Source organism: Bacillus sp. JJ1532, from assembly GCF_036965085.1.
GTDB lineage: Bacteria > Bacillota > Bacilli > Bacillales > Cytobacillaceae > Cytobacillus.
In genome coordinates this window covers 249,830-275,431 of record NZ_JBALOW010000045.1, presented here as the reverse complement: position 1 = coordinate 275,431, position 25,602 = coordinate 249,830, and the positions used below count along the sequence as shown (strand labels likewise).

Genomic DNA, 25,602 nt, shown 5'->3' with positions numbered 1-25,602 from the left:
AGTTTTGAAATTTGCCACAACCACTTTGTTTATCGAATGATTTTATTAAAGAATAAAGGTTTCATTTTGGATTTAATGCTAAACCTAATTGTTTAGGACGCATTTGCGTATAGTATGACCAATTTGGAAAATTTTATAAATACGGATGATGATAAGGGGAGAGACTACTTTTGTAGCGCCGAAGGAGCAAGCAATTTCTGTTGTGAATCTCTCAGGCAAAAGAACCCTTGTTGGACGTAGCTCTGGAGAGTGCTTCTTAATTAAGAAGCCACCAAAGGGGAAAACCGGTTTTCGGTAAACTTTCAGGTGCAAGGACAGGGATCTTCTCTTTTTATAGGGGGATTTCTGTCTTTTTTTGGTGTGTGGAATGTGCTTGCTTCTGAGCATGGAGCTTTTTGCATTCCATTGGCAAATTTCTAAATTTTTAAAAAGGATAAAAGGGGGACAAGTGAATGTCACAGTTAAAACGTACACCATTATTCGATGTTTACAAAGACTATGGTGCTAAGACAATTGACTTTGGTGGCTGGGATCTGCCTGTTCAGTTCTCAAGCATTAAAGAGGAGCATGAAGCAGTTCGTACAAAAGCTGGATTGTTTGATGTATCCCATATGGGTGAAATTGAAGTGAAGGGTCCAGACAGTCTTTCATATCTTCAAAAAATGATGACAAATGACATCTCTAAACTAAAAGAGTTTGGTGCCCAATATACAGCAATGTGCTACGAAAATGGCGGGACTGTTGATGATTTACTTGTCTATAAATTTGCAGATGATCATTATTTACTTGTAGTCAATGCTTCAAATATTGAAAAGGATTATAAATGGCTTGCAGACCATCTTGAAGGCGATGTAGTAATCGAAAACCTTTCTGACAAGACTGCACAAGTTGCGATCCAAGGTCCATTAGCTGAAGGGGTCCTTCAAAAGCTGGCAAGTGAAACTAATTTATCAGACATCGGTTTCTTTAAATTCCAAAATGAAGTCGATCTAAATGGGAAAAAAGCTCTTGTATCAAGAACAGGCTATACTGGTGAAGACGGCTTCGAAATTTATTGCGATGCCAATGATGTTGTAGCTATTTGGAAGGATATTTTAGAAGCTGGAAAAGAAGAAGGGGTAATCGCTTGTGGCTTAGGTGCCCGTGATACGTTGCGCTTTGAAGCAAATCTTGTTCTTTACGGCCAAGAAATTTCTCCGGAAATTACACCTCTTGAAGCAGGAATCGGTTTTGCTGTTAAAGTGAATAAAGAAGCTGATTTTATCGGAAAAGAAGTTCTTTTAAAACAAAAAGAAGAAGGTTTAACTAGAAAATTAGCTGGAATTGAAATGATCGATCGCGGTATTCCACGCCATGGCTACCCAGTTTTTAAAGGCGAAGAGCAAATTGGAGAAGTAACAACAGGTACACAATCTCCAACTTTAAAGAAAAATATCGGCTTGGCTTTATTAAAGACTGAAAATACTGCTATTGGAACAGAAGTAGAAGTAGAGATTCGCGGAAAGCGCCTAAAAGCAGTTGTGGCAGCGACGCCTTTCTATAAAACAGAGAAAAAATAGGAGAGGAGACAAAATGATGAAACATCGCTATTTACCGATGACTGAGACAGACAAGAAAGAAATGCTCGCTACAATCGGTGTAAACTCAATTGACGAATTATTTAGTGATATTCCAGAAAAAGTTAGATTTAAAGGTGAATATAAGATTAAGCCAGCAGCAACTGAAACAGCATTAATGAAAGAACTTTCGTTAATGGCTCAAAAAAATGCTGATCTAAAGAGCAATACTTCTTTTATTGGAGCAGGGGTTTATGATCATTACATGCCAGTTATCGTTGATCATGTACTTTCCCGTTCTGAATTCTATACAGCCTATACACCATACCAGCCAGAAATCTCTCAAGGGGAGCTACAGGCAATCTTTGAATTCCAAACAATGATTTGCGAATTAACAGGTATGGATGTAGCGAACTCTTCTATGTATGATGGCGGAACTGCTCTTGCTGAAGCTGGAACGCTAAGTGCTGCTCAAACTAAACGCAAAAAGCTATTAATCTCGAGTGCAGTACATCCAGAATCAAAAGAAGTTGTAAAAATGTATGCAAAAGGCCAATTCATTGAGGTCGTTGAGGTTCCGCATAAAGATGGTGTAACAGATATTGATGCATTGAAAGAAATGATCAATGATGATATCGCCGCGGTAATCGTTCAGTATCCAAACTTCTTTGGAAGAATTGAACCAATGAAAGAGCTTGAAGAAATTATTCACGCACAAAAATCATTATTTGTCGTATCAAGCAACCCACTTGCACTTGGAGCGCTAACACCTCCTGGAAAATTCGGTGCAGATATTGTTGCAGGAGATGCACAGCCTTTCGGAATTCCGACAGCATTTGGCGGCCCACATTGCGGTTACTTTGCAGTTACGAACAAATTAATGAGAAAAGTGCCAGGACGTCTTGTTGGACAAACAGTTGATGAAGAAGGACGCCGCGGCTTTGTTCTAACTCTTCAAGCGCGCGAACAGCATATCCGCCGTGAAAAGGCGACTTCAAATATTTGTTCAAACCAAGCTTTAAATGCACTTGCAGCATCCGTAGCAATGACAGCATTAGGAAAGCAAGGAGTTCAAGAAATGGCTTTATCTAATATTCAGAAAGCCAGCTATGCTAAAAAAGCATTTAAAGAAAATGGCTTTGAAGTTGTCTTTGAAGGACCATCCTTTAATGAATTTGTCATTAAGTTAAATACACCTGTTAAAGAAGTGAATCAAAAGCTTCTTAAAAAAGGCATCATTGGCGGCTATGATTTAGGCAGAGATTATTCTGACCTAGCTAATCATATGTTAGTAGCGGTCACAGAATTAAGAACAAAAGAAGAAATTGATACTTTTGTTAAAGAAATGGGGGAGTACCATGCATAAGGATGATCAAGCACTCATTTTTGAATTAAGCAACCCTGGCCGCATCGGTTATAGTCTCCCGGAAATGGATGTTCCGGAAACTGATATTAATGAACTGATTCCAGCGGGCTATTTAAGAGAAGAATTAGCAGAGCTTCCAGAAGTATCAGAGTTAGATATTATGCGCCATTATACGGCTCTATCTACTCGTAACCATGGGGTTGACTCCGGTTTTTACCCGCTTGGCTCTTGTACAATGAAATATAATCCGAAAATCAATGAAAATGTGGCACGTTACGCTGGATTTGCTCATTTGCACCCGCTTCAGGATGAGAGTTCAGTTCAAGGTGCTCTAGAGTTAATGTATGATCTTCAGGAGCATTTAATCGAAATTACGGGTATGGATCAAGTTACACTTCAGCCTGCTGCAGGTGCTCATGGGGAATGGACTGCTTTAATGATGGTTCGTGCGTTCCATGAAGCAAATGGCGACTTTAACCGTACGAAAGTCATTGTACCTGACTCAGCACATGGTACAAACCCTGCTTCTGCTGCAGTTGCTGGCTTTGAAACGATTACTGTTAAATCCAATGAGGATGGACTAGTAGACTTAGAGGATTTAAGACGAGTAGTAGGCGAAGATACTGCTGCACTAATGCTTACTAATCCAAATACATTAGGGCTGTTTGAAGAAAATATTCTTGAAATGGCAGAAATTGTTCACGGTGCAGGCGGAAAGCTATACTATGATGGAGCTAACCTAAATGCCGTTATGTCTAAAGCACGTCCTGGAGATATGGGATTTGACTTAGTTCACTTGAACTTGCATAAAACATTCACTGGCCCGCACGGCGGTGGCGGTCCTGGTTCAGGTCCTGTTGGTGTAAAAGCAGACTTGATTCCATACCTGCCAAAGCCAGTTTTAGTGAAACAAGGCGATCAATACGTATTAGATTATGACCGTCCGCAGTCCATTGGCCGTGTGAAGCCTTATTATGGAAACTTCGGAATTAATGTTCGTGCTTATACGTATATTCGTTCAATGGGTCCAGATGGATTAAAAGCTGTAACAGAATATGCAGTATTAAATGCAAACTATATGATGAGAAGACTTCAAGGTTCTTATGATCTTCCATTTGATAAGCATTGTAAGCATGAATTCGTATTAAGCGGAAAGCGTCAAAAGAAACATGGCGTGCGTACACTTGATATTGCGAAGCGCCTTCTAGACTTTGGCTACCATCCGCCAACTATTTACTTCCCGCTTAACGTGGAAGAATGTATCATGATTGAACCAACTGAAACAGAATCAAAAGAAACGCTTGATGCATTCTGTGATGCCATGATCCAAATTGCGAAAGAGGCAGAAGAGAATCCGGAAATCGTTCAAGAAGCACCACATAGTACGGTTATTGGCCGTCTTGATGAAACAATGGCTGCCCGTAAGCCAGTGCTTCGTTACCAAAAACAATAATATGAACCAAAAAAGACCTCTGCATAGAAATATGCAGAGGTCTTTTGATCGTGTGTTTTTTCAGTATTATTTTGTCTTAATTTTACCAGACCATTTTTTAAATCCGCCTTGAAGATGTGAAAGGTCCTTATACCCTTTGCGATGAAGAAACTGGGCTGCTCTGCCGCTTCTCATGCCACTTTGGCAATATAAATAGACAGGCTTGTCAGGTCTAAGCTCCTTCAAGCGCATTTTCAACTGTGATAGCGGAATATTTCGAGCACCTAGAATATGTCCATTCTCAAACTCATTAGGTTCACGAACATCAATTAGCTGGGCTTTTCGGTAGCCTTCGCGAAATTGCTCTTCTGTCAAAGTCTTGACAATTCTCTTCTGATATAACCAAGTTATTAAGGAATACGTAAGGAATCCGCCTAACATGATTAGAAGGAAATAAAGTGTTTCCAAAATGTCTTTCTCCTTTCGCACTGAAACTTGCCTTCTCTATTATATAAGTGTTCTATCAGACGAGTAAAGGAAATCAGACAAATTCCCTGCAAAAATCATGTTGCTTTGTTTTTTTGCAATTTTTTGATAGACTAAACTCGCATACATATACAATTTGTAAATGAGGTTTGTACGATGACAAAAGAAACATGGCGATTTATTGATACAGGTGCTGGGTCTCCTTCTTTTAATATGGCACTGGATGAAGCACTCCTTGATTGGAATAGTGCGGGGAAGATTCCACCAACCATTCGTTTCTATGGATGGAATCCTGCGACACTTTCGATAGGATACTTTCAAAATGTTGATAGAGAGATTAATATGGACGCTGTTAAACAGCATGGGCTAGGGTTTGTTAGACGGCCAACTGGCGGGAGAGGGGTTCTTCATGAGCATGAGCTTACATATAGTGTGATTGTATCTGAGGAACATCCTCAAATGCCGAAAACTGTTACGGAAGCATATAGGGTAATTTCCGAAGGGATTTTAAAAGGCTTTCAACATTTAGGTATGGACGCATATTTCGCCGTACCAAAGACGGATGAAGAGAGAGAATCACTGAAAAATCCTCGCTCTGCTGTCTGCTTTGATGCTCCAAGCTGGTATGAGCTTGTTGTTGAAGGACGGAAAGTGGCCGGAAGTGCACAAACAAGGCAGAAGGGTGTCATACTTCAGCACGGCTCCATTTTGCTTGATATCGAAGAAGATAAGCTCTTTAGCTTATTTAAATACCCAAATGATCGGGTGAAGGAGCGAATGCAAAGGGCCTTTAAAAATAAAGCTGTTGCGATTAATGAAATTAGTCAAGAAAGAATAACGCTTGAACAGGCAAAGGAAGCATTTCGGATAGGATTTGCCGAAGGGCTTAATATTGAATTGGAGCCATATGAGCTAACAGAAGATGAATTAGCATACGTCAATAAAATTGCAAAAGAGCGCTATGAACAAGATGAATGGAATTTCAAACGATAAAGGCGGGCCAATTGGCACCGCTTTTTGTTCGTTGATTAATTGGTTAATTTCACCATTTGCCTCCTCACCGTATGTTAAAATATTCAGTATAGAAGGGGGAGTATAGGTGTGAAAGAGATTAAAACCATATCCATCATAGGCTTAGGGGCATTAGGGGTCCTATTCGGTCACCATCTATCAAAGAGAATGCCGAAGGGGAATCTAAGAATTATTGCTGACAAGGGACGAATAGAGAGATATCGGAGCGAGCATGTTTACTGCAATGAGGAACGCTGTGATTTTCATTATGTAACACCTGAAGAGCATGTAGACCCTGCTGATTTACTAATTTTTACCGTGAAAAATGACGGACTAACTGATGCAATCCAAGCTTGCAAAAATCATGTAGGGGAACACTCGATTATCCTGTCTGCATTAAATGGAATTACAAGCGAGGCTATTATTGGCGATGCATACGGAATGGACAAGGTTTTATATTGTGTGGCTCAGGGGATGGATGCTGTTAAGGTAGGAAACCAATTGACTTATGATCATATGGGGATGCTCTGCTTTGGTGATAGGGACTCAGATGAAAAATCAATTGAAAAGGTCAGAGCTGTTGCGCAGTTCTTTGACAAAAAGGAAATTCCATATCAAATTATTCCTGAGATGTACAAACATTTGTGGAGTAAATTTATGTTAAATGTCGGTGTTAATCAAACGGTCGCGGTCTATGGAGGCAACTATGGCGAAATTCAAAGACTTGGACAAGCAAGAGAGACGATGATTGCAGCGATGAGAGAGGTAATGGTTCTCTCAGTAAAGGAAGGGATTCATTTAACTGAAGAGAATATCGAGTATTGGTTAAACGTCTTAAGTAAATTAAGCCCTGAGGGTAAGCCATCGATGGCACAGGATTTAGAGGCAAACCGCTTCAGTGAAGTTGAACTCTTCTCAGGAACAGTTTTAGCACTAGGGAGAAAGCATGGGATCTCGACTCCGGTAAACGAAAAGCTCTATAACCGTATCAAAGCAATTGAAAGTGAATATTAAGCTTACGTTTTTATTGGACAGCCTTTTTGAAAGGCTGTCTTTTTGTTTTATTAACCTTTCGTTTTTATTATGACAAATGTCATTTGAAAGAAATGACATTATCCACTAATCCCGCCCCGTTTCCAATTATAGAATAAAGGTAGAAATGACGGAGGTGGAAAAAATGGAATCGATTATTGTACTGGATCATGTTACAAAAACATTTAAAAATAAAAAAGCAGTGAACGATATTTCATTGACAATTAATAAGGGTGAGATTGTGGCTATCCTTGGCCCTAATGGTGCAGGAAAAACAACTACAATTATGATGATGCTTGGGCTGCTTGAACCTTCAGAGGGAAGGATAAATCTTTTTGGCCTGCAGCCGAAGGATAAAAAAGTGCGTGAAAAGATTGGCGCTATGCTTCAAGAAGTAAGTGTCATTGATGCATTAACTGTCAAGGAGATTATTCAATTATTCAGAAGCTATTATCCAAATCCGCTTGGCTTTGAAGAGCTTGTCGCTTTAACTGGTTTAAAGGACGATGAATTGAAAAAGAGAGCTGATAAACTGTCTGGCGGTCAAAAGCGGCGACTCGGTTTTGCACTTGCGATGGCAGGAAACCCCGATTTGTTATTTTTTGATGAACCAACCGTTGGCTTAGATATTACATCAAGAAAACGTTTCTGGGAAACAATTGGCATCTTAAAGGAGCGGGGAAAAACAATCATATTTACAACTCATTATTTACAGGAAGCCGATGATGCTTCTGAAAGAATTATTTTATTCCATTATGGGTCAATCATTGAAGATGGAACGCCTAAGGAAATTAAGGCAAAACTGACAAAGCAGTCTATATCCTTTACAACTTCTGAGAGCATTTCCATCGAAAAATTAAAGCAGTTGCCTACTGTTTCTCATGTATACGAAGAAGGCAACCGTATAATGATCGAGGCTGAAAACACAGATCTTGTGTTGGCGAAGCTGTTTGAACAGAAAATTCAAATATCAGGGGTAGAAATTAATCAAGGTCGACTGGATGATGCTTTTTCACAATTAACGGAAAATAAGGAGGCAATATAATATGAAAGCATTTGGCATGCAATGTAAAGTTGAAATTATTAGAATTCTGCGAAACCCATATTTTGTGTTTTGGTCACTGTTAATGCCCATTCTCTTTTATGCCATTTTTACAAAGATTTTTAATACTGGCATTGAGGATAAACAAGTATGGCAGGCCCATTATTTAATGTCAATGACCACTTTCAGTGTGATGGGTTCAGCTATTATGACATTAGGAATTAGACTTGTTGAGGAGCGGACAAAAGGCTGGTCGATGTTTATGAGAATAACTCCTTTATCTGATCATGCGTATTTTGCTGCAAAAATGATTGGGCAAACAATCATTCATATTTTTTCAATTTCGATTATTTTTATCGCAGGTGCGATCATTAATGGTGTTTCTCTTTCTATAAATGAATGGGTGATTAGTGGACTATGGATATTAGCAGGCTCCTTTCCGTTTCTTGCTCTAGGTACTTTAGTAGGTACAATGAAGCGAGTGGACACGGCATCTGGCATTAGCAATATCATTTATATGGTACTCGCAATTTCGGGCGGGATGTGGATGCCGATAGAAATTATGCCAGATTTTGTGCAAAAGCTTGCAAAGTGGCTGCCTTCCTATAATTTTGGTAATGGCGCATGGGAGATTGTTCGCGGGAACAGCCCTGATTGGAGTAATATGTTAATTTTGGCAGGATACCTGATCGTTTTTATGCTATTATCAGGATATATTAGGAGAAAGCAGGAAGCGGCGGTGTAGCAGATGCCAGTGAAGAAAAAGAAATTTGAGATTTTTCCGGCTAGGTATGGATTTTTCCCGTATATTTTTTTAGTGTATCTGTTTATGCCGGGATACTATATTTATTTTGAGCCTGGAATAAAATTAGTTGCCGGCTTTATGCTGCTAGGATTATTTCTAGTTACATACCGGCAGCTATATCATTATATTGATAACGGTGACAGGACCTATACGATATGGTTATTAATTCAAGTTGCCATTATTTTGATTCTATCAATTTTCTATAATATTAATAATGTGTTTTTGGGCTTTTTTCCGGCTAATTTTATCGGATGGTATCGGGATAGAAAAATATTTTTCAAGGGTCTTATCTTATTTGGTTTAGCAATCATTAGTCCAATTATTATTAGGTTCGGAGAACTTTATCCAAATAATTACTTCTATTTTATTCCTTTCATTGTGATTATGCTTATCTCTCCATTTGGGATTAGGTCAATGGCTAATAAAATGGAGCTAGAAGAGAAGCTAAATGAAGCAAATGAAAAAATAAAGGAACTTGTGAAGCGAGAGGAGAGATTGCGGATTGCTCGTGATTTGCATGATACACTCGGGCATACCTTATCCCTCATTACGCTAAAAAGTCAGCTAGTTGGAAAACTGATAGAGAAAGATTCTAATAGGGCGAAGGCAGAGGCAAAAGAAATTGAAAGGACCTCGCGTGCAGCATTAGCGCAAGTGAGGGAGCTAGTCTCTGATATGCGAACTATTACGGTTGCTGAAGAGCTATTGGAGTCTGAATCGATTTTGGAAGCAGCGGGGATTACGTTCTTTTTTCATGGTGAAACAAAGCTTGAGGGGATTCCTGTATTAACGCAAAATATATTAAGTATGTGCCTGCGTGAGGCAGTTACAAATGTCGTGAAACATAGTAAGGCAAAGAAATGCTTCGTTCATATTGTTGAAAAAGCAGGGGAAATTCAAATAAGCATTCATGATAATGGCAAGGGGATTTCCATAAATAATATGGCCGGCAATGGTTTGAAGGGAATGTCGGAGAGACTACAACTCATTGATGGATCTATCAATATTTCATCTGAAAATGGCACAAAGCTGATCATTTCTGTACCCATTATCGTAAAAGAGAGAGAGGCAGGGAATGTTTCATGATTAGAATAGTGATTGCGGAGGATCAAGGGATGCTTCGCGGTGCGCTAGGCTCTCTGTTGGACTTAGAGGACGATTTAGAAGTCGTTGCACAGGTTCGGAATGGAGAGGAAGCTTTACGGACAATTTTAGCATTTAAGCCGGATGTTTGCTTGATGGATATTGAAATGCCAATCAAAAGCGGGCTGGATGTTGCGGAGGAGTTAAAGAGCCTTGGTTCGGACTGCAAAATTATCATCCTTACGACCTTCGCACGGCCAGGCTATTTTGAACGGGCTGTAAAGGTTGATGTTCATGGTTACTTGCTTAAAGACGGATCCAGTGATGATCTTGCAGAATCTATTAGAAATGTGATAAAGGGAAAGCGTGAATTTGCTCCTGAGTTAATTTTCGGGAGCATGAAAGAAGAAAATCCGCTAACAGAACGTGAGCGAGAAGTGTTGCGAATGGTCGCGGATGGAAAGACAGCGAAGGAAATTTCAGCAGCTCTTTTTCTGTCAGCAGGAACTGTTCGAAATTATATGTCAGAAATCATTAGTAAGCTTCAGGTGAAAAATAGGATTGAGGCGATTAGTATCGCGGAGGAAAAGGGCTGGATTTAAAACATACTAAAAATAGCAGCAAAGACCAAATCCATGGTTTTTGCTGCTATTTTTTTAGTCTATAAATTAAAACTTCCAACAACTTAACAGCATTTGGATAGCATCTTCTAATTCACTTTCACGAATTCCAGCAAAACCAAGAACAATTTGCGGGGGATTCTCATGTTTTTTTTCAAGTGAGTAATGGGATAATGGATAAACCTTCATGGCTTTCTCACCTGCTTTTTGAACTAGTTCCCCTTCACTCATGCCGTTATTAACAACGAGAACGATATGAAGGCCAGAGTGTTCACCAATGATAGAGAGCTTATCTTGATATGGTTTTAATAATTCTACAACTTTTTCGAGTTTACGACGATAAATCTTTCTCATTCTATTTAAATGTCTTTCAAAATCTCCCTCCTTCAAGAACTGAGCTAGAATATGCTGGTCAATTCTTGAGACGGAACATGAATGGTAGAACGGCAATTTCTCTTTATATTGCTGTAAAAGAGGCTTTGGCAGCACCATATAACTAATTCTGATTGATGGCATTAATGATTTTGAAAATGCACCTAAATAAATCACTTTTTCATGAATGTCCATGCTTTGTAAGGAGGGAATTGACTTTCCGCTATAGCGAAATTCACTATCATAGTCATCTTCGATAATATAACGATCTTTCTCAGCTGCAGCCCACTTTAACAGCTTAGTTCGACGGTTTACCGATAATACAGTTCCATATGGAAAGTGGTGGGAAGGAGCTACATAGACAACATTGATGTTTTTATGATTTATTGTTTCTACTTTTGCTCCTTCCTCATCTACTTCAAGAGAATGCACTTCATTTGGAAAGCCCTTTAGTATCTGCAAAATCAAATGGTAACCTGGATCCTCCACACCATAAACCATTTTTTTATCAAATAGAAGAAAGAGCTGTTGCAATAAAATTTCGATACCTGCCCCAACAATTATTTGTTCTGGTGAACATTGTACCCCCCTGGCTTGATACAAATAGTGAGCGATTTCTTGCCGCAATTCCATCTCCCCTTGTAACTCGCCGAGCAGTAGCAAAGAATGATTTTCTTTGGTGATTGTATTTTTTGCGTATTTTCTCCATACGGAAAATGGGAAATTTTCAGTGTCAATTATGCTTGGATGGAAATTGTATTTTATATATTCCTGACTTATTTTTGTATTTTCCTGTAAGGAATGGTTTGTTTGCATATATTCTAAGTCTTCATGCGTCATGACAAAATATCCTTTACGCGGGTAAGCCTCGACATATCCTTCTGCCGTCAATTGCTGATAGGCTGTTTCTACCGTATTTTGACTAATTTTTAAAAAATCAGCTAATTTCCGCTTTGATGGCAGTTTTGTTCCGTATTGTATGCGTCCTTCTATTATTTCTTTTTTAATATATAGATATAATTGGTCATACAATGGTATTTCAATAGATCTATTTAAGTGACATGATAACATTTCCATTTTTATCAAACCTCCGTAATGCTGGGCTGGTTATATTTTATAAAACTGACACTTTCAATACGGTCAATTGCTCTTTATACTAATCAATAGATTCAAAAAATTCAATAGTTTATGAAACGGAATGAGACAGATAACATTTCTAATTATAACTGACCCTATTAAAACATATTAAACTGACACTTTCCAGAAGGTCAATAAATTTTTATACTAATCAATAGATTCATGAAATACAATAGTTAAATGAGATGGAGTGTGAAATATGGAAAAATTATTAGGAACTGAAACTGTAAAAAGAGGCATGGCTCAAATGCAAAAAGGCGGCGTTATTATGGACGTTGTCAATGCAGAGCAAGCAAGAGTAGCAGAAGCGGCAGGTGCCGTTGCTGTAATGGCATTAGAAAGAGTGCCTTCTGATATCCGCGCTGCCGGCGGGGTTGCAAGAATGGCGGACCCTCGTATTGTTGAAGAAGTAATGAATGCAGTATCAATCCCAGTAATGGCTAAAGCTCGTATTGGTCATATTGTGGAGGCAAGAGTATTAGAGGCTATGGGTGTAGACTACATTGACGAAAGTGAAGTATTAACGCCTGCAGACGAAGAGTTCCATTTATTGAAGAGTGATTTCACTGTACCGTTTGTTTGTGGCTGCCGTGATCTTGGAGAAGCTGCACGCCGTATTGGCGAGGGTGCAGCAATGCTGCGTACTAAAGGTGAGCCTGGTACAGGTAATATTGTGGAAGCGGTTCGACATATGCGTAAAGTAAATGCGCAGGTTCGCAAAATTTCTGTGATGAGTAATGATGAATTAATGACAGAAGCAAAAGTTCTTGGTGCGTCTTTTGAAATTTTAAAGCAAATTAAAGAACTAGGAAAGCTGCCAGTTGTTAACTTTGCTGCTGGCGGTATTGCTACTCCTGCTGATGCTGCATTAATGATGGAGCTTGGTGCTGATGGAGTGTTTGTTGGTTCAGGTATCTTTAAATCCGAAAATCCTGAAAAATTTGCAAGTGCAATTGTTCAAGCTACAACTTATTACACTGATTACGATTTAATTGGGAAGCTTTCTAAAGAGCTAGGAGCTGCAATGAAAGGAATTGATATTTCCAAGCTGTCTCTTGAAGACAGAATGCAGGAGCGTGGCTGGTAATATGACAACAATCGGGGTTTTAGGACTGCAGGGTGCCGTTGCCGAGCATGTAAAACAAATTGAAACCTTGGGATTAAAGGCTGTTGTCGTAAAGAAACCAGAGCAGCTTGAACAAATTAATGGACTAATTCTCCCTGGCGGTGAGAGCACAGCTATGCGAAATCTTATCGACCGTTACAATTTTTTCGATCCATTAAAAGAATTCTATACGGCCGGAAAACCCATTTTTGGAACTTGTGCTGGAATGGTATTAGTTGCGAAGAAACTTGTTGGTTCAGAGGAATCCCACCTGCAAATCATGGATATTACTGTAAAAAGAAATGCGTTTGGCCGGCAAGTTGCTAGCTTTGAAGCAAATCTTAATATAGCTGGTATTGACGATCCTTATAAGGCTGTTTTTATTCGTGCACCATTTATTGAAAGTACCGGTGAAAATGTAGAGGTTTTAGCAAAATATGATGAGAGAATTGTTGCGGCAAGAGAAGGGAATGTTCTTGCTTGTGCTTTCCATCCAGAGTTAACTTCTGATACTCGTTTTCTTCAAATATTCGTTAATATGGTAGAGAGTCAGAAGCAAAAAGAAGTACAAATTGGATAAATTAAAGAGGACTCATTTCTTGAAAAACCGCTGACAGAGCGGGAACGTGAAATGTGTTAAGAATGGTAAAAAAAAAGACATTGCCAAGATGGCATTGTCTTTTTTTACGATTATTTTTTCAAATCTTCAATAGAATCGATTTCCATATAAGCGGGAACGACTAGCCCAATTTTTGTCCCTTCCATATTCGGACCTAAGTCTTCGAATTTGCCATCGAATTTTTCATTGTAATCAGCATGTGTGACAGGCAGCCAGGCAGCGACACTTGCGTCTAGGCTTCCGTCAGCAACACCAGCCCATAGTGGGCCTGCTTCGATTTGTCGAAGTGTGACTTCGTATCCGAGGTCTGTTAACACGGTTGAGATTACGTTAGTACTAGCAATTTCACTGTCCCAAGCTACATAACCAAGTGTAATTTTGTCACCATCTACCTTATCTACGCCTTCAGTCCATTCGCTCACTTTATCAGCATTTGCTTCAACCCAAGCTTTAGCAGCCTTTTCCGGATCTTCACCATCTGTTACTTTTACCATTACGTCAGCCATTTCTTCTGAAGTCCAATTGAATTGGTCAAGAAACTTGTAGGCTGCTGGGTGATCATCAGCAAGCCCTAGACGTGCAATTGTATGAATATTCTCTTCGCCACCGTAAACACCTTTAGGATCCTCTAAATATTTTAAATCAAATTTAGAGAATTTCCAATGTGGAGTCCAGCCAGTGATAACGATTGGCTCTTCCTTGGCATAGGCTTTTTTTAATGCAGCAGTCATTGCGGCACCTGAACCTTCAACGACATCCCAGTCATTTAGCTCATATTCCTTAACAGCAGCTTCTGTTGCTTTCATGATTCCAGCACCTGGATCAATCCCTATGATCTTGTAATCAACGCTGTCACCTACAGATTGATTAGAAGCTCCTTTTTCCGCCTTATCTCCGTTATTACCTGCCTCATCTGAACTGCAAGCCGCAAGTCCTAAAGCAAGGACTGGAATCATTAGTGCAGACATCCATTTTTTCTTCATTATAAATTTCCCCCTTGTTTTTTAATTCCTATATTTTGGGTAATCCGATCAAGGATTATGGCAATAACCACAATCGCTAGACCAGCCTCAAAACCTTTACCGATTTGAATTTGTGTAACAGCACGATACACATCAGCACCTAGTCCAGGTGCACCTACCATCGATGAGATGACTACCATTGATAACGCAAGCATAATGCTTTGGTTAATCCCTGCCATAATCGTAGGCATGGCAAGCGGGAGCTGAACTTTGATGAGGCGCTGACTTGTCGTAGAGCCGAAGCTTTCAGTTGCTTCAATAATATCAGCAGGGACTTGTTGAATGCCGAGTATCGTTAATCTTATCGTTGGCGGCATTGCGAATATAACGGATGCAACAACACCTGGAACGACACCAATATTAAAGAAGAAAATAGCCGGAATTAAATAGACGAAAGCAGGCATTGTTTGCATAAAATCTAAAATGGGCGTAACAATCTTTTTCACCCGTTTACTCTGAGAAGCCCATATTCCCGCAGGAACCCCTATTAGAACGGATAGAAACACGGCTGCCAATACTAACGCAAGTGTTTCAAGCATCGGTTCCCAGTAGCCTAAATTATAGATGAGGAACAAGCCAATAATAGTAAACAGTGCCATTCCTTTTGATGATAGCTTCCAGGCAATTAATGCTAATAGAATCATAAATAGATAGAATGGAATAAAACTTAAGCCTGCAACTAGGCCGTCAACAACACTTTCAAGGACTGTAGAAATACTATCGAAAGCAACTTCAAAGGTAATTGTCAGCCAATCAACAAATTGATCCATCCATTTTGCAATCGGCAGTTTTGGCATTACGCTTTCCATTTGATCACCCCTTTATCAGTTTGACTTACAGCCGCTTCCTCTTTTGCTTTTTCAAAATCATTGATTACGTCATTATTTCCCGCTAGGGCGCCAATTACTGCACCACGGACAAGTATTCCTTGAAGCCGGTCATTTTCATCTACAACAGCAACTGGAATCGATGCAGTCGATACTTTATCAAACAAGTTTGTTAACAATGTGTCTCCTGCAACCTTCTGCACCTTTTTATCGAGGATGTTAAACAAGGTTTTTCCATGCTCGGCAGCTGATTTTGCATCGGCTGCATGAATCACTCCAAGGAGAGATTTTTTCTTATCTACTGCGTATATACTAGAAATGCCAAGCTCCCTCATCATTTGCAAGGCAACTCGAGGGCCTTTGTCGATTTGTACGGTTTCCGCTCTTTTCATAACATGGTTTGCAGTCAATACTTTAGACAAGTCAACATCTTCGACAAATCGTTCAACATACTTGTTTGAAGGATTCATTAATATTTCTTCAGGGGTGCCAATTTGAACAATTTCCCCGTCTTTCATTAACGCAATGCGATCGCCGATTCTAAGGGCCTCATCTAAATCATGGGTAATAAATACAATCGTTTTTTCCATTTTTGATTGAAGCTCTGTTAATTCATCTTGCATGTCCTTTCGAATTAATGGATCCAATGCGCTAAAGGCTTCGTCCATTAATAAAATATCCGGATCGTTTGCGAGCGCTCTTGCTAACCCGACCCGCTGCTGCATTCCCCCACTTAACTGATCAGGAAATTGGTTTTCATATCCTTCAAGATTTACAAGTTTTAAGGCATTTAATGCCTTTTGTTTCCTTTGCTCCTTATTTACCCCTTGAATTTCTAAACCGTACTCCGTATTTTCGAGCACAGTCCGATGGGGTAATAAGGCAAATTTCTGAAAAACCATACTGATTTTTTTTCGGCGAACTTCCCTTAGCTCGTCTTTTTTCATTTTCGTTATATCTTTTCCGTCAATCAATACTTCGCCAACAGATGGTTCAATAAGCCGGTTAAGCATACGAACTAATGTAGATTTACCGCTTCCTGAAAGTCCCATAATGACAAAGATTTCTCCGGTATACACATGAAAACTTGCCTTGTTTACACCTACTGTTGCACCGGTCTTTTTTAGAATTTCACCTTTGCTGTTTCCTTCATTTAGAAGCTGTAATGCTTTTTTTCCATTCCTTCCGAATATTTTTGTTACATTTCTCACGCTTAATTTTGCGTTATTATCACTCAAAACCATTCACCTCGTTTATATTCACGCCGAGCATTAAGACTTTTTAATTGTATAAGTTTTAGAAACTAAAGGGCAAAGCCGGTATTCTTTCATATTCATCCGTAAAGTTTGTACAGTAAAAACTGAACGTACTGTACTTAACGTTTCCTTACAATCCCTTTCATTTACTGCCATTTCCATAATCAAAAGCAGCTTTACTTTCAAAAAAAACATGTTAATCTATAAAATGATCAGCCAATTTTCAAAAATAAGGTTTTTCAAATACAGATTAAATAAATTTACATTTATGGATGTGAATGTTTACATGAATGGAAAAGAACAGCTTGAGCATGCGCGTGAGCGTGTTATTGAAACGATTGCTATGAATATGAACTTATACGGTGTTACCGATTCGGTTGGACGATTATATGGAATGTTGTATTTTCACGATCAGCCATTGACTCTAGATGAAATGAAAGAAGAACTCGGAATGAGCAAAACAAGTATGAGTACTTCTGTAAGAACGCTGCTTGAGCTTAAGATGGTAGAAAAGATTTGGAAAAAGGGAATTAGAAAGGATCTATATCAAGCGGAGGAAGATTGGTATCAAACCTTCACCGACTTTTTTACGATTAAATGGAGGGCAGGAATTTCAATGAATGTGTCAGCCATGAAAAAATCATTAAGAGAGCTTGAGTCATTAGTTAACTCTGAGGAAACAGATGAGGAAATTCGTATGGCTGCCAGAATTGATATGGAGAAATTGAAGGATGCACTTCGCTATTATGAATGGCTAAATCGACTAGTTGACAGTTTTGATTCCGGGAAGATTTTTGATTTTATTCCTAAGGATGAAGAGAAATAAACAGAGAATGCAGAGGGTGACTCTTTAACTTTGAGTCATCCTTGTTTTTGTGGAGATAACCAATTGTAGTGATTTGCTCAGGACATGCTTTTTTTTGTGCAGAATAAATGCAAGCCGCGAAATATATTAAATTTTGTCTAAATCTGTCTATTAACTAGGATTATCTTTTATTTTCTCCCGATTCTAGTTTTTTTTGATTTTGACAAAAAAAAATAAACGTGAATCAAACACAATATGTAGTAGTGCAAGAAATATTTTTACTACTATATATAGATTTATTTATTGATTTTAGATTTTTGATATGATACCTTAAGTGTATTAATAAAAACAACTAGAATCTGCCAAATCCTAGTTTCATATTAAAAAATTGAATATCATATTTTGAAGGAGTTGTAAAAATGTCTGTAGCATTAGGACAAAAAATGAGTTTAAATATTGATCGTTTAAACCAGGACATTCGATTATTTCCTCAAGTTCATCCTATCACCTCTGATATGAAAATGACCCACAAAGGGGTCTCCCGTTTAGTTATGCTTGATAGGTATACATTTAAGGATACGGAAAAAATCACCTTAACTAATGGGGACTTTGTCGTACTCACCATCAAAGAAGATCCAAAATTCCCTGCCAGAGGGCTCGGTTACATTGTAGATATTGATTGGGAAAACAAAGCTGCAACAGTTCTAGTGGAAGAAGACTATCGAGGGGTGCTTGATGACCCAGAAGAAGTAAAAACAGGACTCATCAAGAAATCTCTAGATGTCATTGAAAAACCGCTAGAGCTTTTTTATGAGCAAATTGCGAAACGTAACGCAACTGGCTTAGCTTCTGTTGAGGCAACAGAAGAAAAAAGGCAAGAATGGTTCGAAAAGTTCTATCAAGAGCTTTCTAGCTTGAATTTTATTCCAGCTGGCCGTGTTCTTTACGGAGCGGGAGCGGATACGGATGTAACGTATTTTAACTGTTACGTTATGCCGTTTGTCGCTGATTCCCGTGAAGGCATTTCCGAGCACCGCAAGCAGGTGATGGAAATCATGAGCCGAGGAGGCGGGGTTGGAACGAATGGTTCAACATTAAGACCACGCAATACACTGGCAAAGGGCGTGAATGGTAAATCATCTGGGTCAGTATCTTGGCTGGATGATATTGCTAAACTGACGCATCTTGTAGAGCAAGGTGGGTCGCGACGCGGTGCGCAAATGATTATGCTGGCGGATTGGCATCCTGACATTATTGAATTTATCATTTCAAAAATGCAAAACCCAAGAATCTTAAGATTCCTTCTTGAAACGACAAATGATGAAATGATCAAAAAATATGCGAAAGAAAAACTGAAATTTACTCCTTTCACTGAGCAAGAGATTGCTATGTACCAAGGAATAATTAATTATAAAAATATTCCTGGATATGGTGGATTCAGCGAGAAAATTATTCATGATGCAGAAGATAAGCTTGAAATGGGCGGTAATTATTCTGTTCATAATTCTGAATTCCTTACAGGAGCCAACATTTCTGTATGTTTAACAAAGGAATTCATGGATGCGGTTGAGAATGATGCTGAATATGAACTTCGCTTCCCAGATGTAGAAGCTTATGATAAAGAGGAAATGAGCATTTATAATGAAGAATGGCATAAAGTTGGAGATGTTCGTGAATGGGAAAAGCTTGGTCATAAGGTACGAGTTTACCGCAAAATCAAAGCGAAAGAGCTTTGGAACTTAATTAATATTTGCGCTACTTACTCAGCAGAGCCAGGAATTTTCTTCATCGACAATGCTAACGACATGACGAATGCTAAAGCGTATGGGCAGAAGGTAGTAGCAACAAACCCATGCGGAGAGCAGCCTCTCGCACCGTATAGTGTTTGTAATTTAGCCGCTGTCAATTTAGCTGAAATGGCGGATAAAGACAATAAAACAGTTAATTTTGAAAAGTTAAAGCGAACAGTCGAAGTTGGAGTCAGAATGCAGGATAATGTCATTAATGCCACGCCATACTTCTTAGAAGACAATAAAAAGCAAGCCCTTGGCGAGCGCCGTGTTGGTCTTGGTGTAATGGGTCTTCATGACTTATTAATTTATTGTGAGACTGAATATGGTTCTGAAAAAGGCAATGAGCTTGTCGATAAAGTATTCGAAACAATTGCGACAACAGCATACCGTGCTTCTGTAGATCTCGCAAAAGAAAAGGGAAGCTTCCCATTCTTAACTGCTGAAACAGAAAATGAAACAAATAGATTGCGAAAAGCCTTTACTGAGACAGGATTCATGCAGAAAATGCCTGAGGATATCCGAGAAGCTATCCTTGAAAATGGTATTCGTAATTCTCATTTGCTAACCGTTGCTCCTACGGGTAAAAATGTTGCCCCCTACATTTGTAAAAACGTAGCGTAAACTTGGCTATATGCGGGAAACCCTGGCGTATCTTTTGCTACCTCGCCTTGCCAGCGAACAATTAGGTAAAAATGCAAAAGTGTTGACTCAATTGTCTACCAGGCAATCCGCAGGGAAGTCGTGGCTGACCCCTCAACGACTACATGCCGAGCAACCATTTCAAATGGTTGATGATATAGTCTGACCCATATGGCGACATATGGAGCAGGTAATAATAATCCTGCCCTCTAGAAATAGAGAGTAACAATTGTGAGCACAGGAACAATGGTTGGTGTATCAACAGGACTTGAACCTTACTTCTCATTCTCTTACTTCAGAAGCGGTCGTCTCGGAAAATTCATTGAAGTAAAAGCTGATATCGTTCAAGAGTATTTAGATAAAAACAGTCAAGCAGATCCAAATAATCTGCCAGATTGGTTTATAGCAGCGATGGATTTAGCACCTGAAGCACATGCGGATGTGCAATGTATTATCCAACGCTGGATTGATAGCTCTATTAGTAAAACCGTTAATGCACCAAAAGGCTACAGCGTAGAGCAGGTTGAAAAAGTGTATGAGCGCCTGTATCGCGGTGGAGCAAAAGGTGGAACTGTATACGTTGATGGTTCTCGTGATTCACAGGTTCTAACGTTGAAGGCTGAAGAAAACAGCTTTGAAGAAACGAGCTTCGGGAAAAAAGAAAAAACGAAGCAGCATGTTGTGCTTGTTGACACCATCAATGATCTTCGTTCAACAAACGTCATTGGCTCAGAAGTAGGAAACACTTGCCCAGTATGCCGTAAAGGTAATGTAGAAGAAATCGGTGGATGTAATACTTGTACGAACTGCAATGCCCAATTAAAGTGCGGTTTATAATAATAAATTAATGCAAAAAAAGGATAAAAACTTATCTTAATGGGTTCCGGCCCAAAGGGGATAAGCCTTATATGGAATCAATTTCGGGGGTACAAATCGCATCAGATTTAGTACCTCCTTTTTTATGTCCTTTTTCAATTAACAGTGGCAATTGAAGAAATTAATGCGGACAATAAATCCGTTATTTTCATGAATAACGGCACGGGTGTCCTTTCATTTTTGATAGACAACTTGGTAGGCATTGTTTTATTATTTTCTCAACTGTCTGAAGCTTAATCCAATTTTTGCTTATTAATTGCTGGTATTTGAAAAATACATTTTGTCCCCCGTACTAATTTCATAAGCCATCGATTAAAAATGTATTAATACATCGACAGGGGTGGCTGCCATGTATATAGATGGTGTTTTTTCAGGAGGAGGCATTAAAGGTTTTGCGCTAATCGGTGCCTATGAAGAAATCGAAAAGAGGGGTTTCCGTTATAAAAGATTGGCAGGTACAAGTGCCGGATCTATCATAGCGTCTTTAATTGCGGCTAATTATTCAAGTAAAGAGATTTACGAAATGCTTGATGAATTACAACTGGAAAAATTTCTTGATCCACGAAAGACGTATCTTCCTTTTGCCGTTACAAAATGGATTTTTCTTTTTTGGCGTCTAGGCTTATATAAAGGCGATGAGCTTGAGAAATGGTTAGCTGAAAAGCTTGCGGCCAAGGGAGTAAGGAAGTTTTCGGATCTTCCTCCACAAGCGTTGCGTGTCATAGCGTCAGATTTAACGAATGGTCAACTTATCGTATTGCCTGATGACTTAATTAAGTATGAGATTGACCCGGGGTCATTTTCTGTTGCAAAAGCGATCCGCATGAGCTGCAGCCTTCCATATTTTTTCGAACCAGTAAAGCTATATGCTAAACGTAACGCAAATATCATCGTGGATGGCGGCGTATTAAGCAATTTTCCAATGTGGTTATTTGATAAAGATAATGTCAGAAAAGTTCGGCCAGTGTTAGGTGTGCAATTAAGCCATAGTATTAGTGAACATCCCCAGCATAAAATCCGAAATGCGATTCAAATGTTTGAAGCTTTATTTGAGACAATGAAAGAGGCTCATGACTCTCGATATATTTCTAGAAAACATGCTAGTAATATTATTTTTATCCCGACAGAAGGAGTATTAACGACTGAATTTCATTTAACCTCTGAGAAAAAGCAACAACTTGTTGATTTAGGTAAAAAATGTACAAAGCAATTCTTCTCACAATGGAGTTATTAGAAAAAAAAAGATCGAGCCAGTTAAAGCGAAGCTCGATCTTTCTTTTTGCCTTTTTTTCCTTCAATAACAGTTAAATGTGTTGAAGATTTTTTTCTAGTCCTTTTAATGGAAGTTAAAGAACCGGAGTTTGCCTTGCGGCTGCTAACCTTTCCAGCATCGGGCTTATGAAAACGTTTCTTTGATTTCTTTGCTGCTCGAACAAATGCTCGCTGCTCTTGTTTCTTAGGGCTAGCTCTATTAAAACGTTGAAAGATGTAATACACGATAGCACCAACTAATAAAATGACAGCTATTCTCCGCAAAAAACCGGCAGGATTTGTAATCATGCTGGATGTTATTCCTAAAACAGCTAGGAGAACGAGACCAGAGATAACCAATAGTGTAATCCGATTTTTCAAGAAAGCCACCTCCCTATGAGCATGATGAGCATTTTTCCATTCTTTTAAACTTACGAAAATTAAAAAATTAAACGATTTCTTCTGTTTTTAATTGTGCTTCTGAAGCCTTTTCTTTTTCTAATAATTTTTCAAACGATAAAATCGCTACCTCTACTTGATCGTCTTTTGGCTCCTTTGTTGTGAGAAGCTGCAGCCAAAGACCTGGAATTCCCAAATATTTCAATACTGGGACATTTCTGACTTTGTTCGTCAATTGCAGAACCTCGAATGAAATGCCGAGTACTACAGGAATAAGAGCAAGACGGTTGAGGACACGTACATATAATGGTTCAGTTGGTACGAGTAAATATACAAAAACCCCAATAATAACTGTGAATAATATGAAGCTGCTTCCACAGCGGTAATGCAGTCTTGATTGGGCTTGAACATTTTCAACTGTTAGCTCTTTTCCGTTTTCAAAAGCATTAATTACTTTATGCTCTGCACCATGGTATTGAAACACCCTTTTGATGATAGGGGTTAATGACACAAAGTATATATAGGCAAGCAGTAACAGCAGTTTAAAAAAGCCTTCTACTAGGATTTGGGCAAAATGTCCGGGGAAAATAGGCTTAGTCAACTCTGCTAAGAAAACAGGAACAAGAGTAAAGATAAACTTTCCGAAAAGAAAGGAAAGAACACCAACCGCGGCTACACCTAGCCACATAGTTAATTTAGAGCCTTCTTGTTCATTCAATTTTTCATCATCGCTTGGATCCAAATCATATCTTTCAGTTGAAAAGTTTAAATGCTTGGAGCCATTTGCGCTTGCCTCAATAATGGCAACAATCCCTCGAAGAAATGGGATTTTTTTGATTAATTGTAAGGAAGAATTCGATTTGCGGGGAAGCTCGAAATATTCTATAGAGTCGTCTTTGCGACGGACAGCAGTGACATAATGATGCTTTCCACCAAACATGACTCCTTCTACAACTGCTTGACCTCCGTATACAGGCTTTTGATTTTTTGACATGTGTAATTGCACCAACCTAATTTGGACTCGGAATTTAACAGCTAAATAAACAAGGGTGCATTTCAAAATCACCTTATTAGTTCAAAACATAAAGTATGCTTGAAAAACCTTGTTCAAAATGTGAATACGTCTAAAGCTGTATGTACCTATCTTTATTCTACTAGAAATCCAAAAAAACCTCTAGGAATGACTAAATATTTGATCTTAAATAATTTAACTTTTTTAGGAAGATATATTTAATTAAGCAGGGAGCCTTAATTCATTTTGACATGCAAGTGAATAATGGCATAGGGACATAATATAAATGGAGGTGGAAAATATGGCAGAAGATAAACAAACTGATCAAAATCAAAGTGAAAAGCCGATGTCTTTCTTGACGATGGTTATATTAACAGGACTAATTGGAGGGATACTTTGGAGCGGGATTGGTTATTTTGTTCACTTTATTAATTTAACAGAAATACACCCGAAGGTCATATTAGATCCATGGACAATTGGAGATTGGAAGGATAGCTGGCTCGGAACAGTCATTTCCCTTCTGATAATAGGTGTGATCTCTATTGTAGCAGCACTTATCTATTATGCCCTGCTAAGAAGGATGCCTAGTATTTGGGTAGGGGTTTTTTATGGAATTGTTCTTTTTCTGCTAGTTTTTTTTGTGCTAAATCCTATTTTTCCTGGGATAAGCCCTTTCCATGAACTTAAGAGGAATACGATTATTACATCTATATGTTTATATGTATTATATGGTGTATTTGTCGGATATTCGATATCTTATGAAGAGGGCGAAGTGAAATATAAAGAAAGCAGGGAAAATGAGGCGAAATCCTAATGGCTATCATCCTATATGAAAAGGTGAATGATTAAACGAATTTGGTTTTTCATGGTAGTTAAAATAAATTCAATTGTGATAGAATGTTCTTGGTGAATTATTCAGCTGTACATTTACTATTAGAAAATAGGGATATTCAGCTTACTTAGGGGGAGAAGAAAAAATGGAAAAGCTTCAGAAACTTCGATCGGTTCTCGAACGATTAGGCATTGATGGTATGCTGATCACAAGTGAGTATAATCGCCGATATATGACAAACTTTACCGGTTCTGCAGGTGTAGTCCTGATCAGTGGGGAAAATGCACAATTCATTACTGATTTCCGTTATATTGAGCAGGCTTCTGCGGAATGTGAAGGCTATGAAATTGTAAAACATGCAGGCTCCATCCCTGATGAGGTAGCTGAACAAGCAAAGAAACTAGGCATTAAAAAGCTTGGCTTTGAACAGGACCATTTAACTTTTTCTGCTTACAAAGCATATGAAAAGGCAGTAGATGCAGAATTAGTACCTGTATCTGGCGAAATTGAAAAGTTACGCTTGATTAAGAGTGAGGCAGAGATTAAGATATTAAAGGCAGCAGCTGATATAGCGGATGCTGCATATAAACATATTCTTGAATTCATTCGTCCCGGTATAACGGAGCTTGATGTGTCGAATGAATTAGAGTTCTTTATGAGAAAAGCTGGCGCTGCTTCATCTTCTTTTGATATTATCGTTGCTTCCGGCTACCGATCTGCACTTCCGCATGGACGAGCTAGTGACAAAGTAATTGAAAAAGGCGATTTCGTTACATTAGATTTTGGTGCTTATTATAATGGATATATTTCAGATATCACTCGAACTCTAGCAGTTGGAGAGCCTGAGGCCAAGCTTAAAGAGATTTATGATATTGTTCTTCAAGCACAATTACGAGGTATGAATGGCATTAAGCCTGGAATGAGCGGAAAAGAAGCTGATGCTCTTACACGCGATTATATTACTGAAAAGGGTTACGGGGAAAACTTCGGTCACTCCACTGGCCATGGGATTGGACTGGAAGTTCATGAAGGACCAACACTTTCCTTTAAATCAGATGTTATTCTAGAACCTGGTATGGTCGTAACTGTGGAGCCGGGCATATATATCCCTGGACTTGGCGGAGTTCGGATTGAAGACGATACGGTTATTACAAAAGACCATAATGAATCGCTCACTCATTCAACAAAAGAACTAATCATTTTATAATGTAAATAGCTTTAAAG

At 38.8% G+C, this 25,602-nt stretch carries 22 protein-coding genes, 2 pseudogenes and 2 riboswitches; of the genes and pseudogenes, 17 read left to right on the top strand and 7 right to left on the bottom strand.

Annotated elements, in window-relative coordinates:
• The first annotated feature begins 145 nt into the window (after positions 1 to 145).
• Positions 146 to 237: riboswitch (glycine riboswitch) on the top strand.
• Positions 238 to 240: 3 nt separating this feature from the next.
• A riboswitch (glycine riboswitch) is annotated at positions 241 to 320 on the top strand.
• A gap of 132 nt (positions 321 to 452) precedes the next feature.
• From gcvT to gcvPB, 3 genes are read left to right on the top strand one after another with little or no spacing between them, the layout of a single operon-like run.
• Complete coding sequence (gene gcvT / locus V7122_RS16755; protein ID WP_335347127.1) at positions 453 to 1,559, top strand: glycine cleavage system aminomethyltransferase GcvT; 1,107 nt, start codon at positions 453 to 455, stop codon at positions 1,557 to 1,559.
• Between the two features lie 16 nt (positions 1,560 to 1,575).
• Positions 1,576 to 2,922 carry an aminomethyl-transferring glycine dehydrogenase subunit GcvPA gene (gene gcvPA, locus V7122_RS16750; RefSeq protein WP_335353970.1) on the top strand — a complete coding sequence of 449 codons (1,347 nt, stop codon included), beginning with the start codon at positions 1,576 to 1,578 and terminating at the stop codon, positions 2,920 to 2,922.
• Positions 2,915 to 4,375: an aminomethyl-transferring glycine dehydrogenase subunit GcvPB gene (gcvPB, locus tag V7122_RS16745; RefSeq protein WP_335347894.1), complete on the top strand. Its 1,461-nt coding sequence runs from the start codon at positions 2,915 to 2,917 to the stop codon at positions 4,373 to 4,375. The genes gcvPA and gcvPB overlap by 8 nt, the downstream gene beginning before the upstream one ends.
• A 66-nt stretch (positions 4,376 to 4,441) precedes the next feature.
• On the opposite strand, the gene V7122_RS16740 is transcribed toward gcvPB, so the two are convergent.
• Positions 4,442 to 4,822 carry a rhodanese-like domain-containing protein gene (locus V7122_RS16740; protein ID WP_066293581.1) on the bottom strand — a complete coding sequence of 127 codons (381 nt, stop codon included), beginning with the start codon at positions 4,820 to 4,822 and terminating at the stop codon, positions 4,442 to 4,444.
• A 174-nt stretch (positions 4,823 to 4,996) separates the two neighbouring features.
• Here V7122_RS16740 and V7122_RS16735 point away from each other — a divergent pair, with 174 nt between their 5' ends.
• The 6 genes from V7122_RS16735 to V7122_RS16710 all read left to right on the top strand — a co-directional run bounded on the left by V7122_RS16735 (position 4,997) and on the right by V7122_RS16710 (position 10,415).
• On the top strand, positions 4,997 to 5,833 hold the full coding sequence (locus tag V7122_RS16735; RefSeq protein WP_335347893.1) for a lipoate--protein ligase family protein: 837 nt from the start codon (positions 4,997 to 4,999) through the stop codon (positions 5,831 to 5,833).
• 108 nt (positions 5,834 to 5,941) lie between these two features.
• Complete coding sequence (locus V7122_RS16730; RefSeq protein WP_335347892.1) at positions 5,942 to 6,865, top strand: ketopantoate reductase family protein; 924 nt, start codon at positions 5,942 to 5,944, stop codon at positions 6,863 to 6,865.
• 163 nt (positions 6,866 to 7,028) lie between these two features.
• Positions 7,029 to 7,928: an ABC transporter ATP-binding protein gene (locus V7122_RS16725; protein ID WP_335347891.1), complete on the top strand. Its 900-nt coding sequence runs from the start codon at positions 7,029 to 7,031 to the stop codon at positions 7,926 to 7,928.
• Between the two features lies 1 nt (position 7,929).
• Positions 7,930 to 8,670: an ABC transporter permease gene (locus V7122_RS16720; protein ID WP_335527658.1), complete on the top strand. Its 741-nt coding sequence runs from the start codon at positions 7,930 to 7,932 to the stop codon at positions 8,668 to 8,670.
• A 3-nt stretch (positions 8,671 to 8,673) separates the two neighbouring features.
• Positions 8,674 to 9,816, top strand: a complete 1,143-nt coding sequence (locus tag V7122_RS16715; RefSeq protein ID WP_335527653.1) for a sensor histidine kinase — start codon at positions 8,674 to 8,676, stop codon at positions 9,814 to 9,816.
• The gene (locus tag V7122_RS16710; RefSeq protein ID WP_335487184.1) at positions 9,813 to 10,415 is read left to right on the top strand and encodes a response regulator transcription factor; all 603 of its coding nucleotides are present in this window, start codon (positions 9,813 to 9,815) and stop codon (positions 10,413 to 10,415) included. Before V7122_RS16715 ends, V7122_RS16710 begins: the two co-directional genes overlap by 4 nt.
• 66 nt (positions 10,416 to 10,481) lie before the next feature.
• Here the strand turns inward: V7122_RS16710 and V7122_RS16705 are convergent, their stop codons facing one another.
• Positions 10,482 to 11,882: a PLP-dependent aminotransferase family protein gene (locus tag V7122_RS16705; protein ID WP_335487181.1), complete on the bottom strand. Its 1,401-nt coding sequence runs from the start codon at positions 11,880 to 11,882 to the stop codon at positions 10,482 to 10,484.
• Between the two features lie 259 nt (positions 11,883 to 12,141).
• Between V7122_RS16705 and pdxS the strand changes: the two genes are divergently transcribed.
• Together pdxS and pdxT are read left to right on the top strand one after the other, a co-directional pair.
• Positions 12,142 to 13,029 (top strand): pyridoxal 5'-phosphate synthase lyase subunit PdxS, encoded by an 888-nt coding sequence (gene pdxS, locus V7122_RS16700; protein ID WP_335344091.1) that lies wholly within the window; start codon positions 12,142 to 12,144, stop codon positions 13,027 to 13,029.
• Between the two features lies 1 nt (position 13,030).
• Positions 13,031 to 13,627, top strand: coding sequence for a pyridoxal 5'-phosphate synthase glutaminase subunit PdxT (pdxT, locus tag V7122_RS16695; RefSeq protein WP_335527718.1), 597 nt, complete (start codon positions 13,031 to 13,033; stop codon positions 13,625 to 13,627).
• A gap of 110 nt (positions 13,628 to 13,737) precedes the next feature.
• Here pdxT and V7122_RS16690 read toward each other — a convergent pair whose 3' ends face one another.
• Genes V7122_RS16690 through V7122_RS16680 form a run of 3 tightly spaced genes read right to left on the bottom strand, consistent with a single transcriptional unit; the run spans position 13,738 to position 16,759 of the window.
• Positions 13,738 to 14,649 carry a glycine betaine ABC transporter substrate-binding protein gene (locus V7122_RS16690; RefSeq protein WP_335527650.1) on the bottom strand — a complete coding sequence of 304 codons (912 nt, stop codon included), beginning with the start codon at positions 14,647 to 14,649 and terminating at the stop codon, positions 13,738 to 13,740.
• Positions 14,649 to 15,497 (bottom strand): ABC transporter permease, encoded by an 849-nt coding sequence (locus V7122_RS16685; protein ID WP_335527647.1) that lies wholly within the window; start codon positions 15,495 to 15,497, stop codon positions 14,649 to 14,651. Before V7122_RS16685 ends, V7122_RS16690 begins: the two co-directional genes overlap by 1 nt.
• Positions 15,485 to 16,759 (bottom strand): quaternary amine ABC transporter ATP-binding protein, encoded by a 1,275-nt coding sequence (locus V7122_RS16680; protein ID WP_335527644.1) that lies wholly within the window; start codon positions 16,757 to 16,759, stop codon positions 15,485 to 15,487. The genes V7122_RS16685 and V7122_RS16680 overlap by 13 nt, the downstream gene beginning before the upstream one ends.
• A gap of 298 nt (positions 16,760 to 17,057) precedes the next feature.
• On the opposite strand from V7122_RS16680, the gene V7122_RS16675 reads away from it, so the two are divergent.
• The 4 genes and pseudogenes from V7122_RS16675 to V7122_RS16660 all read left to right on the top strand — a co-directional run bounded on the left by V7122_RS16675 (position 17,058) and on the right by V7122_RS16660 (position 22,118).
• Positions 17,058 to 17,597, top strand: a complete 540-nt coding sequence (locus tag V7122_RS16675; RefSeq protein ID WP_335344096.1) for a GbsR/MarR family transcriptional regulator — start codon at positions 17,058 to 17,060, stop codon at positions 17,595 to 17,597.
• Between the two features lie 398 nt (positions 17,598 to 17,995).
• A pseudogene (locus V7122_RS16670) lies at positions 17,996 to 19,951 on the top strand (vitamin B12-dependent ribonucleotide reductase); the annotation flags it as partial.
• Positions 19,952 to 20,242: 291 nt separating this feature from the next.
• Positions 20,243 to 20,845 (top strand): annotated as a pseudogene (locus V7122_RS16665) (hypothetical protein); the annotation flags it as partial.
• A gap of 388 nt (positions 20,846 to 21,233) precedes the next feature.
• Positions 21,234 to 22,118: a patatin-like phospholipase family protein gene (locus tag V7122_RS16660; protein ID WP_335353465.1), complete on the top strand. Its 885-nt coding sequence runs from the start codon at positions 21,234 to 21,236 to the stop codon at positions 22,116 to 22,118.
• A gap of 20 nt (positions 22,119 to 22,138) precedes the next feature.
• On the opposite strand, the gene V7122_RS16655 is transcribed toward V7122_RS16660, so the two are convergent.
• The gene (locus tag V7122_RS16655) at positions 22,139 to 22,525 is read right to left on the bottom strand and encodes an SA1362 family protein (protein WP_335487161.1); all 387 of its coding nucleotides are present in this window, start codon (positions 22,523 to 22,525) and stop codon (positions 22,139 to 22,141) included.
• A 58-nt stretch (positions 22,526 to 22,583) separates the two neighbouring features.
• Positions 22,584 to 23,528 (bottom strand): DUF1385 domain-containing protein, encoded by a 945-nt coding sequence (locus V7122_RS16650; protein ID WP_335344099.1) that lies wholly within the window; start codon positions 23,526 to 23,528, stop codon positions 22,584 to 22,586.
• Between the two features lie 319 nt (positions 23,529 to 23,847).
• Here V7122_RS16650 and V7122_RS16645 point away from each other — a divergent pair, with 319 nt between their 5' ends.
• Both V7122_RS16645 and V7122_RS16640 read left to right on the top strand, forming a co-directional pair.
• Positions 23,848 to 24,360, top strand: coding sequence for a YqhR family membrane protein (locus tag V7122_RS16645; RefSeq protein WP_335344100.1), 513 nt, complete (start codon positions 23,848 to 23,850; stop codon positions 24,358 to 24,360).
• A gap of 163 nt (positions 24,361 to 24,523) precedes the next feature.
• Positions 24,524 to 25,585 (top strand): M24 family metallopeptidase, encoded by a 1,062-nt coding sequence (locus V7122_RS16640; RefSeq protein ID WP_335353467.1) that lies wholly within the window; start codon positions 24,524 to 24,526, stop codon positions 25,583 to 25,585.
• Positions 25,586 to 25,602 lie beyond the last annotated feature (17 nt).

Coding starts and splice junctions, on each gene's coding strand:
- V7122_RS16705 (WP_335487181.1), bottom strand. CDS start 11,882: ATGGAAATGTTATCATGTCACTTAAATAGATCTATTGAAATACCATTG.
- V7122_RS16680 (WP_335527644.1), bottom strand. CDS start 16,759: ATGGTTTTGAGTGATAATAACGCAAAATTAAGCGTGAGAAATGTAACA.
- V7122_RS16715 (WP_335527653.1), top strand. CDS start 8,674: ATGCCAGTGAAGAAAAAGAAATTTGAGATTTTTCCGGCTAGGTATGGA.
- V7122_RS16650 (WP_335344099.1), bottom strand. CDS start 23,528: ATGTCAAAAAATCAAAAGCCTGTATACGGAGGTCAAGCAGTTGTAGAA.
- gcvT (WP_335347127.1), top strand. CDS start 453: ATGTCACAGTTAAAACGTACACCATTATTCGATGTTTACAAAGACTAT.
- V7122_RS16640 (WP_335353467.1), top strand. CDS start 24,524: ATGGAAAAGCTTCAGAAACTTCGATCGGTTCTCGAACGATTAGGCATT.
- V7122_RS16720 (WP_335527658.1), top strand. CDS start 7,930: ATGAAAGCATTTGGCATGCAATGTAAAGTTGAAATTATTAGAATTCTG.
- V7122_RS16735 (WP_335347893.1), top strand. CDS start 4,997: ATGACAAAAGAAACATGGCGATTTATTGATACAGGTGCTGGGTCTCCT.
- V7122_RS16675 (WP_335344096.1), top strand. CDS start 17,058: ATGAATGGAAAAGAACAGCTTGAGCATGCGCGTGAGCGTGTTATTGAA.
- pdxT (WP_335527718.1), top strand. CDS start 13,031: ATGACAACAATCGGGGTTTTAGGACTGCAGGGTGCCGTTGCCGAGCAT.
- V7122_RS16710 (WP_335487184.1), top strand. CDS start 9,813: ATGATTAGAATAGTGATTGCGGAGGATCAAGGGATGCTTCGCGGTGCG.
- V7122_RS16645 (WP_335344100.1), top strand. CDS start 23,848: ATGGCAGAAGATAAACAAACTGATCAAAATCAAAGTGAAAAGCCGATG.
- V7122_RS16690 (WP_335527650.1), bottom strand. CDS start 14,649: ATGAAGAAAAAATGGATGTCTGCACTAATGATTCCAGTCCTTGCTTTA.
- V7122_RS16660 (WP_335353465.1), top strand. CDS start 21,234: ATGTATATAGATGGTGTTTTTTCAGGAGGAGGCATTAAAGGTTTTGCG.
- V7122_RS16725 (WP_335347891.1), top strand. CDS start 7,029: ATGGAATCGATTATTGTACTGGATCATGTTACAAAAACATTTAAAAAT.
- gcvPB (WP_335347894.1), top strand. CDS start 2,915: ATGCATAAGGATGATCAAGCACTCATTTTTGAATTAAGCAACCCTGGC.
- gcvPA (WP_335353970.1), top strand. CDS start 1,576: ATGAAACATCGCTATTTACCGATGACTGAGACAGACAAGAAAGAAATG.
- V7122_RS16685 (WP_335527647.1), bottom strand. CDS start 15,497: ATGGAAAGCGTAATGCCAAAACTGCCGATTGCAAAATGGATGGATCAA.
- pdxS (WP_335344091.1), top strand. CDS start 12,142: ATGGAAAAATTATTAGGAACTGAAACTGTAAAAAGAGGCATGGCTCAA.